Below are 15,151 nucleotides of genomic sequence, written 5' to 3'. Positions count from 1 at the left end.
CAACCGCCATGCCGACAAGCGCATAAAGGAAGAACAGTCGCGGCATGACGATATCGCTGACACTTCTACGGGCTTTACGTCTCACCGGATGATAGACGATCAAGCCAGCCAGAATGATCGTAACGATCACATCGAGAGTAAAGAAATACAGTTCCTGTTTGCCACGAAACTGCGTCCACCGGCGTTCGATAACGATTTCCGACCCCGAAGCCCCGGCCAGCATCGTCGCAGGGTCGACTTGTGACACCGCAGCACCTGGCAACAGCAGCATCAACAACACGGTCACAAATGTGAGGGTCGTATTCAACTTGTCTTCCTTCCTGCTCACGCCAAAGGCTTACGCTTCACCAAAGGCACATCGTGCCCTATTCAATTCAATCGCAACAGGCGGGATCAGGTAAAGAGATTACCGTGCATTCTTCGGACATCGCGTCCGGACTGTGATACGAACGCTGATACAAGGATATGGTCCAAGCGCGAGAAAACCCAATGTCAGAACACAAGCTGCTTCGGTCGAAACTTGGGTTTTCACGGTGCTTCCCCAAGCTTGGAACACTAGCTTCTTTTGCAAGCGCTACTGTTGCATTTCTGGCATGGATCGAGCTCGCCCACGCCGAGAGTCCCGGTTTGACTCTCATCGACTCCTTCAAGGTGGCGGATAAATCGGAAGGCTTCTCGGAGCCTTCCGGATTGTCTCTGTCCAACGCGGAAGGCTTCTTATGGTCAGTAAGCGACGCTGAACCTAAACTGCACCTACTTGGAATCGACGGGGCATTAGGAAACTCATTCAAGCTGCCTTCATTGGCGGGATCAGATCTGGAGGGCGTCGCATCACGAAAAGATGGGTCTGTTTTAGTGCTTCAGGAAACTGATCGATCAATTCTAGTCGTTCACCCGACAGACCCCATTCAACTAACTACAATCCCTCTCACATCCCTCAAAGGCTACTCGGACGCCTCTGAATTTCTCGTCGGCAACCCTTTGAACAAGGGACCCGAAGGCATCGCCGTTGACCCGGAATCTGGGCGGGTCTTTGTTGGCATTGAGGGACAACCAAGGTTGTTAATGGTGTTATCGCCAGAACTAGACGAAATTGTTGAGATTATTCCTTTAGCCCGCGATGCAGGTTTTATCTCCGAACGTGTAGATGATAATGAACTGGATTTGAGTGGCCTGGCATGGTCTCGGTCCTCGCGTTCACTTTGGATTGTGAGTGACAAAAGCCGTCAGATCTTCGTCTACAATCCAAAATCCAAGTCAATAAAGTCTATCAGTTTGACGTTCTCAGAAGATGGCAAACAAAAGGAAGTTAAACATCCCGAAGGGATCGCTCTCGATGAGACCAAAGGGCTTCTCTATGTCCTAACAGACGATGCCAAGAAATCGCGGCTTTATGTTTTTGAGCAACCGGAATTGTGAGGACTGTCCTACTAGTTCTCTACTCTAACTTGTTGAAAAGCCGGTTTGTGTAATTCAGCGCCGTCGTATGTGCGGCGTAATAAGTAAATCTGCGTTCTGTTCACTGTGTTTCTTAAAAACATCACCCATCAATACATTCGAGTAGCGTCAGGTTCACACATGCGAACCACATAATAACATTGGACTTCAACATGCTCAGTCACTTTAAGGTTGTCAAAAATGCGCGTATTCAGATCAGTTGTTTTTGCGATCATTTGCACTCTTGTGGCCACTGCATCAGTTCCAAGAAGTAGCATTGCCCAAACCTGGGACATCGCATCCCAGCACTCGGTCAGCGGCGTAACGGTGTATGATGCGGATGAGCTGTTAACTTTTGCCGGTCAGTTGGCCTTTGATCGATCAGGGCGCATTACAGCGGTGGAGGTCGCATCAACGATCACTCAGATCTACCGAGAAGACGGCTACTTCTTAGCTGAGGCGTGGCCTGGTCCCGATGGGCAGAGCATAGTTGTTGATGAAGGGCGCATTCAAACCATCGAAATTGAAGGCGTAGATACTCGCACGTTCAAAACACTAGAGAAGATTTTTCAGCCCCTCACCACCGCATATCCAATAACTCTCAAACGATTTGAGCGGGCGGTTATGCTAGCCGAGGACATACCCGATTTGGACGTGTCGACCGAACTTGATTACCCGGATCAGGCTGGTGCTCGGCTGAGGGTATTGGGAGAACCTCTGCGCAAACAAGCCGGTAGTGCGACACTCGACAACCCTCCGCGTGAGCTTGGAGAAGCGCTCAGCTTCTATGTCGTACAAGAGTTTTATTCAACGCTGACCGTCGGGGATTTGCTGCGATTTGAGGGATCAGGCAATTACAATTGGGACAAAGACGATGAACACTCTTTATGGGGCGCTCTTACCTATCGCACGCCGCTGAACAGCAATGGTCTGTACGGTGAGATCTTCTACGGGAACATAAACGCAAAACGTGACCTCTCGGGGGACTTTGCGAGAACAGATATTGACGGCGAGAACTTCACAGTCGCGATGGGTTACCCCGTGATCCGCGATGTGGCCCGTTATGGGTATCTTCTGTTGGACTATCGCCTTTCAAAAGCGGACTCAGTCAGTGGTGGCGTTCCACTATCCAGTGACGCGAGTGTCGTTGGCCTTACATATCTTTACGGGCAAAACTATCCAAGGGGACAAGCTCTGGAAGCGGGGCTAACCTTATCTTTTGGTGACAATGACAACGACACGACAGACGCGAATTTTGACGACGGGGACTCTTCGTTCTGGCATCTACGAGGCGGCGTCGGATACGAAAGCCCGCTAACGGGCTTGTCTCCCAACACAGCTTGGCGAACCGAGATCTGGGGGCAGTACACAACAGACCGGCTGCCCTCGGTCGAAGAGTACTTCCTTGGTGATCGTTATGCTTTGCGCGGATATCGTTTTGACGAAGTGGATGGCGATTCCGGGATTTCCGCGATTTTCGAAGTGTCTCATTCCTACTTCCCCAGTTCCCAGAGCGTACATCGCTTAACGCCCTTTGCCTTTTTCGACGTGGGTTACATCTCGAACAATGACCCTGCGAGTTTCGAAGTTGATAATGCTACACTGGCGTCGACAGGTCTGGGTTTGGACATTGAGTTTAAGAAAAATCTATTTCTGTCCGGATATGTCGGTGTCCCTTTGAGAGACGGCCCTTTGACCGACTCTGGCGATCCTGGCGCGTATCTTGCTCTGACAACAAGTTGGTGAGAATGTTATGAAACTGAACCGAATTGCTGTACTTACCGCAACTTGTCTAATTACAGAACTGGCCGTTACTCAGGTCTTTGCCCGCGGAAATCACTACGGGTGGTGCCGAGGTGTAGGGAACCCACACCAGTCGAGCCAAGGGTGCGGGCAGGCTGGTGGGCAAGGGGCAGGTAATCAAGTTACTGGCCCAACTCAGCCGGTGGCAAATCAGTTGCCGCCTAAGGGAACGCAGCAAACGCCCACGTCCGTTACTGTTCCAGTCCTTGCGCCGGGCGCGGTCCCGAACGCAATTCCCGGTCAGGTTCCTATTGCGACACCGATAGCGGTTCCTGGTCAGGTTCCCACGCCGGTAGTAGCGCCAACTCTAGCTCCGCCTTTGGCACCAAACGCGACACCAAACCGGGTTCCGACAGCCGTTCCCAATCAGGTTCCACCATTGGTCGCCGGTCCTACCGCGGTGCCGTCGCAAGTTCCGACTGCAACTCCCAATCAAGTTCCGGTCGCTACCCCTGGCCAGGTTCCGCCTCAACCCACCGGCCCAACAGCGGTGCCGCCACTTGTGCCCACCGCAACACCAAACCAAATACCAGTCGCAGTTCCTGGTCAGGTCCCACCTCAGCCCACTGGACAAACTGCTGTGCCACCGCTCGTCCCAACTGCAACACCAAACCAGATTCCGGTCGCAGTGCCCGGCCGTGTTCCGCAACCCAGCGGTACTACGGCGACACCACCGCTTGTCCCAACCGCAACCCCCAATCAGGTTCCCACGGCGGTTCCTGGCCAGGTTCCACAGTTGACACCAAAACCGACGGCAACTCACGTGGCAGTCCCAGGGCATCCGAAGCCACAAGGCGTCGTGACAATCATGCGCCCTAAGCCGAGGCCGACAACCGGTACTGTCCAGCAACCTGGCACAACACAAGTGACCCACCATCTAACGCACCAAAGCAATGCGAAGAAACACGATCACGTCTCAGCAACACCTGGACGACATGACCCGCACGACCTACCGAGATTCCGCAACGCGGCGGCCAAGGAAGACTGGGAATGCGTTGCCAGCGGATTTGGACAGCGCCGTTATGATGCTGGGCGAGGCGTGTTGCTGAACAACGGAGCGTTACGGCACCTGGGAAACGTGGACGCAATGGCACGGGATGTGCCTGCAAGGCATCCAAAACATTCTGGATGCATTATTTCGGTCAAACGAAAGCAGCGCTGAAGCTCGCATGGTAGGTTTTGCTCGGACAATGAGATTAGTCGACCAATAGTTCGTCAATTGTCATCTGGATAATTGGATTTCGTATTGCCCATATTCCCTGGCGTTTACGTTGGCTGACGTAGCCCAAAAATGCTCTGTACCTAAATTTGCCTCAATTAGGACAACAATCTAAAGTGCCGCACTTCCAAGAAGAGCCTCCGACCATCTGGGACGGTCAGGTCAGGCAAGCGAAACGTTGAACGGCAACTTTGCAAAGTCAGCTTTCTGCGCATCGCTGACATTGGTGCTTTCAGCAACATCGGTTGGTTTGGGCTCGAAGCGGCCATTCTCCGCAGCTTGCATGTTTGGCAGGTCCAGCCCGAAGCAGGCATTCACAGTCAAGCTTTTCAGTTTTGCACCAAACCGTTCACTAGGACATGCGCGACGTTCAGGAAATCATGTTGTCTTTTCCAAGCAGCGTAATTTGCGTTACCAATAGACATGAATGGAGACCGCAGACTTTCCGCAGTACTCTCGGCAGATGTAGTAAACTACTCAGGCCAGATTAAGGCAGATGAAAATAGGACTCTCAGCGAACTTCGTGTTCTACGTCGAGAGTTATTTGATCCTTTGGTTAGCGATCATCGAGGTAATGTCGTTAAGAGGATGGGTGATGGATGGATAGTCGAGTTTAACTCGGTATCTGATGCAGTACGATGCGCCCTTGATCTTCAAAGCCAGGTGTCGACTCAGTCCTCATTGAAACTACGAGTGGGTGTGCATCTTGGAGATGTCGTATTCGACGAAGATGACATTTTCGGCGATGGCATCAATCTATCTGCACGTCTACAAGAGGCTTCCAACGAAGGGGCTGTGTTAATTTCAGATGTCGTCCATCGCAGCCTTGACGAGCGCCTCGCTGAGCAATTTTATCGCGCTGGAGAGCGACAGTTTAAGAACGCGCCGTCACCAATAGAAGTTTTCCAATGGTCGCCGCCAGGTTCTGCCCCACCGCGAGTAACTCCGGCTAGCCATACAAAGTCTCTGCTAATCGGCGTCTTACCTTTCGATAATCTTTCTTCTGACCCGGATCAGGAGTTTTTTGCAGATGGAATTACCGAAGAGATCATCACCACTTTATCAAAACTCCCGAATTTACTAGTCGTCGCGCGTAACTCTACATTCGTCTACAAAGGTCGCTCCGTTGACGTGAAACAGGTCGGTCTGGAGCAGGGTGTCGATCTTGTTCTTGAGGGAAGTGTCCGTCAAAGCGGTAACCGGGTGAGGATCACAGCACAGCTAATCGATGCAAAGTCCGGCATGCATATTTGGGCAGACCGCTATGATCGCCTCATTGAAGATGTATTCGAAGTTCAGGATGAAATCGCACTTAGGATTGCAACCGAGCTTCAAGTCGAACTGTTGGCGGGAGAAATGGCTCGTTTCAGAGGATCCGGCACAAATAACCTAGGCGCGTGGACCGCTCAACTAAAGGCCGTTGAGGCTTCGCGCAGAATTACCAGGGAAGCTCAGGCCGACGCTCGCCGATTTGCACAACAGGCAATTGCACTCGACCCGGGTTACTCGGCTCCGTATTGTACTTTGGGATTCATTTGCACTGTCGAAGCACGACATGGATTTGTTGCTGACCGGCGTGCCGCGCTAGCGGAGGCTCGTGACTGCGCTCAGCGGGCTCTGGAAATAGACAGCTACAACCCAGAGGCTCACGCTATTGCGGGTTTTGCGGATGCAATCGATGGCAAGCTGGTTTCGGCTATCGAGAAGTTCAACGAGGCACTAGCGCTGAATCCAAACCACGCTGACGTGGCTGCCAGACTGTCAATCACCTTAGCTTTCAATGGCCAGGCAAATGAAGCGATCCAAGTCGCACAACAAGCCATTACCCTGAACCCTCACTATCCAGGTTGGTATGCAGGCGTTCTGGGTTTAGCCCTTCGACTCGACGGTCAATACGAGGAAGCCAAGAAAGCATTCACCGAATATGGTCAAAGGGTTGAAGGCTTTGGTCACCTCGACCTCGTAATCGTCCATGTAGAGACGGAGAACCTTGAGGCCGCTCGCGATGAAGCACGGAATGTGATGAAATACCGCCCTCAGTTTTCCATATCGGACTGGGCGAATACTCAACTTTTCTCTGACAGAAAAAGGCTGGAGAAAGACTGTGCGTCATTGCGACTAGCCGGTTTGCCTGAATAGGAGCAAGGTTTCGCTGTAGCAGGATGGTTTGTGATGCAAACCAATCTCACACGTTTCCGATTTGGGTTCGTGATGGCCGTGCGCTTCTAGGCGCCTTGGCGGTAGGCCGCAGTCCAAACCCGGATACTCACAAATGGGCCCAGCAATTTCCCAGTAGCAGACGAAAGCTGCCCTTCGCGGTTAAGCAACCAAGTTGATAATTTTGGCCGATTATCCGTAGGAACTTGAAGCTTAATTTATTTGATCAAGCGGGCTTTATTAGTGTTTCCAGATATGCCCGAGTGTCGGCATCCCACGAGCTGGGGTCCTCTCCATGAGCGACCACCGCGTGGAGCTCCATGAGTTTCCATACTTCATCTTTGGTCGCTGCGATCACTTTCCCTGGGCAGGCCTCCATGCCCTCGCAATCCTTGCAGGCATATGAATAAGCAGCGTTCATCGCTTTCTCCTCTGTTCGCTCGGAAAGTTATCTAGAATTCAGGAAACGTCGGCAGCCCGTCGTCGAGTTTTATCCATGGCTGCTGATGTGACACGAAGATGTGGGCCATGGGTTGTGCAATCGATGGGTCGTCCAACGTTACAGCAGAAAACCACGCATCAGCGCTCCAGTCTTGGCCCTCAACTTCATTTAGGGCGGCATAGGTCAACGTCGTTCCACAGTCCCGACAAAACCCGCGGCGAATACCCGAAGTTTTCTCAATGTGTTGGATTTCGCCTTTGATAACTACGAAGTCTTCCGCTGCCACTTTAGCCCAAGTTACAAAGGCACCGCCAAGGGCCATTTGGCATGAACGACAATGGCAATGTCCCGACCAGACAGGTGGTGTCGCGATCTGGTATCGAACAGCACCACAGTAACATCCACCTTGAAGTTTTTCCATCGTATCAAGATCTCCTGGCATGCGGCTAGGTTGACATCAGCACTAAAGCATCCGCTCCAATATTTTATAATAGCAGCGCAGATTTCACTGTGAATAATGTCAAGAATGTCGATATCATGCGACTCAAATAGTCTAACAAAACTTTAGAAAAACTACAGTATGGATTGGTTGCACCTTCCCCCAATGAACGCTTTGCGCGCCTTCTCAGCGGTTGCGAAGGCTGGGAGTTACACTGTAGCGGCTGAACGCTTGAACGTGACCCAAGCGGCTGTCAGCCAGCAGGTGAAATCGTTGGAAAGGCACTTGGGTGTAGCTCTTGTTGCTAAACGTGGGCGCAGCATTGAATTGACAGAGCCAGGCATCATTCTTGCGCGTGAACTGGGTATCGGCTTTGAAATCATTGGAAGGGGTGTCGAACGACTGGCAGAACACACAGCGCAGCGTCCCGTTCAAGTGACAATGTCACCAGCATTCGCGGTGGAGTGGCTGTTGCCGAGAATGGCAGAGTTTCAACGCGAACATCCAGAGATCACTTTGATGCTGAACCCAACTTCGGAACTGGTTCAGATAAGACCAGGTGGTATCGATGTCGCCATTCGGTATCACGACAGACGCATGCCGAGAAAAGAAGAGGATACTGTCCTTGTTTCCGACATGGTCGTGATCGGGACACCTTCACTGGTGGAAGGCCAAGATCTGCGTGACCCGGCCTCTCTGACAAAACTACCTTGGTTGCAGGAACTGGGCACCAACGAAGCGGCCGACTGGTTCACCTATCATGGGGTCGTACCTCTCGAGCCATTGACGATAAATCACATGCCGGGGAACCTGATCATGACTGCGGTTCGCCGGGGTGACGGTATCACGTATTCTGCCAGAGCTTTTTTCGAGGACGATCTGTCATCTGGTCGGATGATTGAATTGTTCTCTGAGCCTCTCTTCGGCGTCTATTACATCCAGACGCAGGCAGAATTTCAGCGCCCCGAGGCTAAGGTTTTCGTCAATTGGCTAAAATCTCAGTCGCAAGTCGTATCGAGACACAACTCTGCAAGCTGAGAAGCTTCTATTGACCCCTGCGTGTTTGCTCATCACCGTTGGTTTCGCCTTTTTTAAGGCTGCTTTGTAGAGGAGCCCGCTGCGATCAGAGCCGCCATCCCTCCATCGATGAACTGCACGTTTTGAAAACCCATCGCAGTCAATACATTTGCCGCTGCCGCGCCTCGATAGCTCGGAGCTCCGCCACAAGTGGTGAAAATTCGCCTTGCACGATCCTGTAACTCTTGAGATCTGTATTCACTTTCAAGGTCTGCCATCCAAGCGACGGCGCGACCAGGAGCCGGAATTGCTCTTGGGCTGATACCTGTGGCCGCAATTTCAGCGCTATCCCTTACGTCCACCACAAGTGCGTTGGGGTCTTCGATCAGTACTGCCAGCGCGTCAGTTGCTGAAATTGGATTTGCTTTGGATATTTCCTGAGTTTCCATTTGTGCGAATGTTAAGACCATGTTGCCCCCCGACTGCAAATCCTACGCGATGCTACCATGCGGCTGATTTACCGCAAAACGGCATCCAAGCGATGATTGCCGGTCTTGTGGTCGCCCAGACGGTTGCCATCAACGAAGTTAAACAAGTCCCGATCAACGGCAGAAGCGGGCCTCGCAATTGCCCCAGCCATTGCTGTTGATCCGAGATTACTCGGCGGCCAACGCCTTCTGCCTGCAATAACACGACGCCTTTATCGGCACCTCGGCGCGGGCAGCGGCCTTGTCCAGTTGTAGCTTAATGTGGGCGGCTTCGACCGTTTCACCGCGCCGGGCGAGACATTCGTGCAAGCCATGCAGGCTCCAGACGTTGCCCGGATGCTGACAGGCCCGGCTAAGCGTTGCATCCAGGCCAAGGTCTGCACGGTAAACAGCTTCGGCTTCCTCCATCTGGCCCTGTTCAAGAAGAAGAGCACCCAGCGCATGACGGGTGGGTTGCATCCAGCCCCAGGGCTCGTCGTATGGCAAGTTGTCGTCGATCTCGACTGACTTTCGCAGGTGGTCAAAGGCCGTTTCGTGCTCTCCTGTGTGATAGGCCAACTCACCCAGCATCATTTGCTCAGCGACCTTCAGAATGTCCCGGCATGTGTTGTTGAACAGCATTCGGGTCTCAGGAACTCTGGCTAGAGCATCATAGAACTTGGCTTTTTCACTCTCGGCTTCAGCGACCCTGTGTAGGTTGGCCAAGGCGACCGTCCTTGCATACCGCATCATGGCGATAGTGACGCTGTAGAGCTCCGCATCTTCAGGTAAATCCTGATCAAGGATAGCCTGCCAGCGTCCAAACCTGATCAATACATGTTGTTTCATAGGAATGAACGCCTCGAACCAATCAGCCATTGGCCGAAGTGTCTCTGAAGGTAAAGTTTCGACAAGCTCATCAGCAGCTTCCAGTGCCGCCGTTGGCTGCCCCAAAAACATCGCTCCGTAGATTTTGAAGTGGTAGTTATGACACCTGTAAACGGAATAGAAGTTGTCAGGGCCTTCGCGTTCCAGGAACTTTCGATCTGACAAGATGGCTTTGTGATTACGCAACACAACGTTCATGTAATCTCCACACAAGACGTCAATATGGGTGGGCATGTGAAGCAAATGCCCGGCCTCGGGCACCAGCGTGCTGAGCACATCGCCGTGACGCAGTGCCCGTTCGGGGTGGGGCGACATTTCCATCAGGTGAATGTACATGTGCAGGAGCCCTGCGTGTTCCCATGCTCCGAGGAGTGTATCAAATGCAGTTTCGAGGACTGCTATGGCTTCAAGTGTATCGGCTCCATCCGCTGGTTTCCCAGTCGGCAAATCCCAAAGCTGCCAAGGTGTCCGGTTCATGAGCGACTCGGCCAGAATCGCAGACACGTCCAGATCCTGATCGAATTCAGAGTGAACCTTTCGCATCGCATCAGCGAATGCATCATTCCATGGGCTAAAATCCTCGATATCCGATGAGGATGGATAACGAGCCGGAATGGCTTCGATGAGCGCGCGCTCAACAGGCGTCAGTTTGTCCTTTAACGACGCAGCAGCCTCGATTGACGCTTTTGCCAAGGCGATACAGTCAGGCTTCTCGTCTTCTTCGAATGTTTCCCAGGGCTTGTTGTAGTTCGGCCCAATGCAATACGCGATGCCCCAATGCGCCATTGCGCAATTTGGATCCGCAGCCACGGCATTCTGAAAGCATACAATCGCTTCTTCGTGGTTGTACGCGTAAGTCCAAGCCAAACCACGATCAAACCAAAGCTGGGCTTCGTCCGACGAGGTTGTGATCTTTCGGCTGTAGCTACCGAGATCATAGTATTCCATCACAATAACCCCCTAATTAAAGGTAGGAGGTTACCACAATGGGCTGTTTCTCGATACTGGCGACATCAAAGCCGACCCAAGGCATAGACCCGACTTATATGAGCCCCATTTGATCGAAGCACTCTCCTTGGCGACTGATCAACTTATCGGCTACATGCGTGAGGCACCGTCCAATCCCTCCACACTAGCCCACCGACAAGACCACAAACACCACTCGCACACCTAAGACGGTCTTTTGAGAAAGCTGATGTCGGCAGTCAGGTTGGTCTTTTCCGCCAACCAACACTTTCGGGGCCTGGTAACGTCGTGCGACAGCTTCTGTTCTAACTGGCGTTGAAAACGTGTAATTTGGGCTCATTGCGGGCGTCAAAAATACGGGCACCCTACCCTTCTAGCGTGGCAACTGCATGGTCGTGAGAGGTATGCGGTCGATGCATGTTGAGGATACGTCGAGCTTCATTCGATTGTCCCGATATTGCCAGCGCATGCGCCAATGAAAACTCAACAATGTCGCGTTGCGCCCGGCTACCACCAAGGCGTTCGTGCTCAGACATGACACTTACGAATTTCTCAATCGCTTCGTCCGCATTTCCATCCGCCAACGCACGGAATGCGCCTGCTACCGAAGCAACGGTGGGGCCTGCGGGTCCCTTTGCGCCGTCAATGGTTGCTTCCAGACGCTCTCTGTTTCCAGCCATCGCATGCGCAAGAGCAGCGTGAACATCCGCAAAAGCCAAACCAGGTGAAGGAAAGAACTGAACAGCATAGTCGCTGAGTTGTTGCCAACGCTCCTGAGGAATTTGCTCGCCAGCCAAAAAAGCGCGGTGAACAATTGCCACACTATCAGTCAGAACGTTCAGTGGTGGCGCAGGTGGTCGGTCGGGGGAAACATAATCATCGAACAGCTTCCACATACCTGCCACATCGCCGCTCTCAAGCGCCCAAAGAGCGACGTGCCAGCTGAGATGGCAGTGCAGATACGCTGTGAAGGGATAGTCTTGCCAGAACTCGCGAAGATAAGCGTAGCCAGCGTCCGTCTCCCCGTTCTCATAGTAGAGATGGGCCCTGACATGTGCACTGTGTGCGCTGTCAGGCTTCAATTCAAGCGCGCGCTCGATGTTTTCCGCGGCCGGGCCAATCTGTCCGGCCTCCATCTGGGCAAATGCATGCTGGCAGAGAAACCACCAGTCGTCGCCATAGTGTGGCTTTAACATGGTTGTGTACGCAAGCTGCTCTGCCTCGCGTCCAGCCTGACCTGAAAACCCTATTAAGCCAAATACGCTGGTACATGTCTGAGCAAGCAAAATATCTCGCGGATGGTCTGCGACGTGATCTCGGATGCGCCTGTAGGCCTGCGGTGCACGCCCCTCAATGAGATCGCTGATAATGTCGATCTGGGCGGCTTCGCGCGGGCTGACGCCATGCGAAAGTTCTTTTGCGACGGCTATTTCACGCTTTGCATCTTGTCCACGCCCGACAGTAACAAGGTAGCGCGCAAGCCCAACATGCGGCATAGCAAAACCATCATCTGCCCGCATTGCTGATCGGTAGGCTTCTTCAACATCATCAAAAGCACCCAGAAAACGGTCGATGCCTTCAACGTACGCGTCTCGCGCAGTTTGTGATGTGGTCGTTAGCGGGCTTCCGTATCGATCTTCAAGCATCCAAACCTTCCACTATCTGTACCAAACCTGTCCGTCAGTTAGCTATATGAGCATGCCTAGCCATAAACGAGTCAAAGGAAATCGACGGTACGAGGCGCCATGATTTCAGCATCCGTTTCTTTCAGAAGTCTCATGAAATCATCTAAAAGCCGTTCAAACCATAGTTGCTTCATCAAATATCGATTTTCCAAAATTGGACTCCGAAACCAAATTTGGGGATTATTGCATACGGCTCGACCCGCGTCCGGTTAGAGGAGAACGTAGGTATGACTACCCAAACTCGCCCGCTCATTGATACGGCTTGGTTGGCAGATAACCTGACTGACCCGAAACTACGCATCATTGATGTTCGCTGGAAGTTTAGGGAGGAAAACGGCAAGGGCGTGGCCTATGATGATAGGAGCGAATTCCAAGCCGAGCACATTCCTGGCGCAGTGTATGTTGGCATGTCGACAGAGCTTGCAGACAGCACTCAGAACACTCCCGATATGATGCTCGGGCCAGAGGATTTTGGGGAAAAGATGCGAGAGTTGGGTGTTTCCAACGACAGTCATGTCGTGGTCTACGATGACTCTGGGCTTCCGTTGGCGTCTGCGCGTCTTTGGTGGGCACTTTCGCACTATGGCCATAACAACGTGCGGGTCTTGGACGGCGGCTTGCAGCAATGGAAACTCGAAGGTCGGACCACTGAAACTGGCGATCTAGCCGTTGAGCATGGTGACTTTGAACCAACAGTGCAGAGCAATTGGATTGCCCGCAAAGCTGATGTCTTGGATGCGATAGGTAAACCCAGAGTCAGAATTGTGGACTTTCTACCAAACGACCTCTTCCGAGGCGACGGAGTTCACACATGGGGAGGTCGCTCGGGACATATCCCCAGTGCGGTCAACATACCGGCGATATCGAACATCGATCCGGACTTGGCACACACACCCATATCCGAACGTGCAGCTAAACTAAAGGAACGTGGGTCATTCAAGTTGGCGGATCATTCCAAGCTCCTCAAGCACTATCAGGACAAGGGAATTCAAACTGACGATGAGGTCATCGCTTATTGCGGCCGTGGCATAGCTGCTTCTTGTGGGCTCCTTGCGCTGCGCCAAATGGGGTTCGAAAAGTCCCGCCTGTATGATGGTTCATGGGCTGAGTGGAGCGCCGATGAGAGCCTTCCAGTTGAAGCCTCGTGAGACTACGATTTTGGGTCACTTTGGGTGGTCCAATTATTAACGCTTTGCTAGGAGGATATTTTTGATGACGGACAAATTCCGGCTGACCAAAGAAGCTGCGCAGAAGTACAACAACCATAGTGTGCCTGCGATGTTCGGTCCATTGGCTGAAGCAACAATGCAGAAGGTTCAGCTTCGAAGCGGCACTTGTGTTATCGACATTGCATGCGGCACCGGGGCTTTGACGCGAGAGATTGCAAGGAAACTGACGGGCGAAGGCCGGGTTGTTGGCGTAGATCTGAACGAAACCATGATTGAGGTCGCGCAATCCAATCAGCCGGATTGTCGTCATGTGCTCGAGTGGTATGCAGAGGATGTAACCGAGTTACCTTTCGAAAATGCTACGTTTGACTATGCCTTCATACAACAGGGGCTTCAGTTCTTCCCCGACAAATCCGCGGCTTTGCAGGAAGTTCATCGGATCTTGCGCAATGACGGTCAGCTATTTTTGACATGTTGGCGTGCAGTGTCGCCCTTCAATGGAGCGCTTGCAAAAGCTCTCGAGCGCCATGTTGGAACAGATGCCGCAATCAAGGCCAGAGCGCCTTTTTCGTTTCGAGATGGGGACCTCATTTCTAAGTTGTTGGTCGATGCAGGCTTCAAGATAGCTCGTCACGAGCCATTGGTACTTGAGCGAAGATTTATTGATCTTCGCGCGCAAATCATGGCGCTGCCAATCGAAACCGATCTTAAGGATGCAGGTGCTGACGTCACCAACAAGGTCGTGGAAGAGGTTGCAGACGCTTTGTCTAGATATGACAAAGAAGGCGTATTGCACGTACCGCAAGAAGCGCACCTATTTGTCGCCGCGGCATAGGTCAACGACCACTGACTTAGTTCTCCATTACGATCTTTGCCATGGTCGAAAGACAATGCAGCATTAGTGGCGGCCGAGCCTGGCTCCGCGTTGACGGTTGAGTCTGCATCAAACTATACTTTTGCCATGGCTAGCGGAAAATACATCGACGATTTGTCGGTTGGCGAAACCTTCGAAACCGGTGGCGTCACGCTGACCGAGGGAGCGATTATTGACTTCGCACTGGTTCATGACCCGCAGCCCTTCCACGTTAACAAAGTGGCTGCCGCAGAGTCGATGTTCGGCGGTCTCATTGCCAGTGGATTTCAGACAATAGCGCTTACTTTCAGGTTGTTTCGCGACACTGGTGTACTTACCGGAACCAATCTGGGTGGACATGGAATGGACGAGGTACGGTGGCTGGCTCCGGTGTATTCCGGTGACACGATCAGCGTGCGCGTCACGGTTGAGGCGATTACACCGTCACGTTCGAAGCCAGACCGGGGAACGGTCAAATTCCGATACCAGACATTTAACCAGAACGATGTTGAAGTTCTTAACCTGGTTATGCACCACGTGATGGCATATCGGAGTGTCAATCGGCATTGAACATTGACCCCCTATCGGCATCCAATATTGACCCCGGTT

General features: G+C 52.4%; 13 protein-coding genes. 7 read left to right on the top strand and 6 right to left on the bottom strand.

The features are described 5' to 3' along the window. Positions 1–307 (bottom strand): hypothetical protein (locus GS632_RS21705; protein ID WP_171728256.1); only part of this gene is annotated, 307 nt, incomplete at its 3' end. A 182-nt stretch (positions 308–489) separates the two neighbouring features. Here GS632_RS21705 and GS632_RS21700 point away from each other — a divergent pair. The 3 genes from GS632_RS21700 to GS632_RS21690 all read left to right on the top strand — a co-directional run bounded on the left by GS632_RS21700 (position 490) and on the right by GS632_RS21690 (position 6,598). Further along, on the top strand, positions 490–1,419 hold the full coding sequence (locus GS632_RS21700; RefSeq protein ID WP_171722455.1) for an SdiA-regulated domain-containing protein: 930 nt from the start codon (positions 490–492) through the stop codon (positions 1,417–1,419). 219 nt (positions 1,420–1,638) lie between these two features. Further along, positions 1,639–3,183, top strand: coding sequence for a ShlB/FhaC/HecB family hemolysin secretion/activation protein (locus GS632_RS21695; RefSeq protein WP_171722454.1), 1,545 nt, complete (start codon positions 1,639–1,641; stop codon positions 3,181–3,183). 1,699 nt (positions 3,184–4,882) lie between these two features. Continuing rightward, complete coding sequence (locus tag GS632_RS21690) at positions 4,883–6,598, top strand: adenylate/guanylate cyclase domain-containing protein (protein WP_253282942.1); 1,716 nt, start codon at positions 4,883–4,885, stop codon at positions 6,596–6,598. 244 nt (positions 6,599–6,842) lie between these two features. Here GS632_RS21690 and GS632_RS21685 read toward each other — a convergent pair whose 3' ends face one another. After that, positions 6,843–7,037, bottom strand: coding sequence for a DUF1059 domain-containing protein (locus GS632_RS21685; RefSeq protein WP_170805199.1), 195 nt, complete (start codon positions 7,035–7,037; stop codon positions 6,843–6,845). Positions 7,038–7,068: 31 nt separating this feature from the next. Then, on the bottom strand, positions 7,069–7,479 hold the full coding sequence (locus GS632_RS21680; protein WP_170805200.1) for a GFA family protein: 411 nt from the start codon (positions 7,477–7,479) through the stop codon (positions 7,069–7,071). Positions 7,480–7,638: 159 nt separating this feature from the next. Here GS632_RS21680 and GS632_RS21675 point away from each other — a divergent pair, with 159 nt between their 5' ends. Next, complete coding sequence (locus tag GS632_RS21675; protein ID WP_170415292.1) at positions 7,639–8,535, top strand: LysR family transcriptional regulator; 897 nt, start codon at positions 7,639–7,641, stop codon at positions 8,533–8,535. Positions 8,536–8,588: 53 nt separating this feature from the next. Here GS632_RS21675 and GS632_RS21670 read toward each other — a convergent pair whose 3' ends face one another. The 3 genes from GS632_RS21670 to GS632_RS21660 all read right to left on the bottom strand — a co-directional run bounded on the left by GS632_RS21670 (position 8,589) and on the right by GS632_RS21660 (position 12,481). After that, the gene (locus GS632_RS21670) at positions 8,589–8,963 is read right to left on the bottom strand and encodes a rhodanese-like domain-containing protein (RefSeq protein WP_171180432.1); all 375 of its coding nucleotides are present in this window, start codon (positions 8,961–8,963) and stop codon (positions 8,589–8,591) included. A gap of 207 nt (positions 8,964–9,170) precedes the next feature. Then, complete coding sequence (locus GS632_RS21665) at positions 9,171–10,817, bottom strand: tetratricopeptide repeat protein (protein ID WP_171180433.1); 1,647 nt, start codon at positions 10,815–10,817, stop codon at positions 9,171–9,173. Between the two features lie 383 nt (positions 10,818–11,200). Further along, the gene (locus GS632_RS21660; RefSeq protein ID WP_171180434.1) at positions 11,201–12,481 is read right to left on the bottom strand and encodes a tetratricopeptide repeat protein; all 1,281 of its coding nucleotides are present in this window, start codon (positions 12,479–12,481) and stop codon (positions 11,201–11,203) included. A gap of 266 nt (positions 12,482–12,747) precedes the next feature. On the opposite strand from GS632_RS21660, the gene GS632_RS21655 reads away from it, so the two are divergent. The 3 genes from GS632_RS21655 (at position 12,748) to GS632_RS21645 (ending at position 15,112) form a co-directional block, all read left to right on the top strand. Beyond that, the gene (locus GS632_RS21655) at positions 12,748–13,668 is read left to right on the top strand and encodes a sulfurtransferase (protein WP_170805205.1); all 921 of its coding nucleotides are present in this window, start codon (positions 12,748–12,750) and stop codon (positions 13,666–13,668) included. A 64-nt stretch (positions 13,669–13,732) separates the two neighbouring features. Beyond that, positions 13,733–14,524, top strand: a complete 792-nt coding sequence (locus GS632_RS21650; RefSeq protein ID WP_170805206.1) for a class I SAM-dependent methyltransferase — start codon at positions 13,733–13,735, stop codon at positions 14,522–14,524. A 126-nt stretch (positions 14,525–14,650) separates the two neighbouring features. Next, positions 14,651–15,112, top strand: a complete 462-nt coding sequence (locus tag GS632_RS21645) for a MaoC family dehydratase (RefSeq protein ID WP_171722453.1) — start codon at positions 14,651–14,653, stop codon at positions 15,110–15,112. Positions 15,113–15,151 lie beyond the last annotated feature (39 nt).

The organism is Ruegeria sp. HKCCD7296 (assembly GCF_013110775.1).
Classification (GTDB): Bacteria; Pseudomonadota; Alphaproteobacteria; order Rhodobacterales; family Rhodobacteraceae; genus Ruegeria.
This window is presented reverse-complemented; position numbering and strand designations above follow the sequence as displayed.

What these genes read in the sequence shown, in the direction of transcription:
- GS632_RS21700 (WP_171722455.1), top strand. Translation starts at nt 490, where the DNA reads ATGTCAGAACACAAGCTGCTTCGGTCGAAACTTGGGTTTTCACGGTGC.
- GS632_RS21695 (WP_171722454.1), top strand. Translation starts at nt 1,639, where the DNA reads ATGCGCGTATTCAGATCAGTTGTTTTTGCGATCATTTGCACTCTTGTG.
- GS632_RS21690 (WP_253282942.1), top strand. Translation starts at nt 4,883, where the DNA reads ATGAATGGAGACCGCAGACTTTCCGCAGTACTCTCGGCAGATGTAGTA.
- GS632_RS21685 (WP_170805199.1), bottom strand. Translation starts at nt 7,037, where the DNA reads ATGAACGCTGCTTATTCATATGCCTGCAAGGATTGCGAGGGCATGGAG.
- GS632_RS21680 (WP_170805200.1), bottom strand. Translation starts at nt 7,479, where the DNA reads ATGGAAAAACTTCAAGGTGGATGTTACTGTGGTGCTGTTCGATACCAG.
- GS632_RS21675 (WP_170415292.1), top strand. Translation starts at nt 7,639, where the DNA reads ATGGATTGGTTGCACCTTCCCCCAATGAACGCTTTGCGCGCCTTCTCA.
- GS632_RS21670 (WP_171180432.1), bottom strand. Translation starts at nt 8,963, where the DNA reads ATGGAAACTCAGGAAATATCCAAAGCAAATCCAATTTCAGCAACTGAC.
- GS632_RS21665 (WP_171180433.1), bottom strand. Translation starts at nt 10,817, where the DNA reads ATGGAATACTATGATCTCGGTAGCTACAGCCGAAAGATCACAACCTCG.
- GS632_RS21660 (WP_171180434.1), bottom strand. Translation starts at nt 12,481, where the DNA reads ATGCTTGAAGATCGATACGGAAGCCCGCTAACGACCACATCACAAACT.
- GS632_RS21655 (WP_170805205.1), top strand. Translation starts at nt 12,748, where the DNA reads ATGACTACCCAAACTCGCCCGCTCATTGATACGGCTTGGTTGGCAGAT.
- GS632_RS21650 (WP_170805206.1), top strand. Translation starts at nt 13,733, where the DNA reads ATGACGGACAAATTCCGGCTGACCAAAGAAGCTGCGCAGAAGTACAAC.
- GS632_RS21645 (WP_171722453.1), top strand. Translation starts at nt 14,651, where the DNA reads ATGGCTAGCGGAAAATACATCGACGATTTGTCGGTTGGCGAAACCTTC.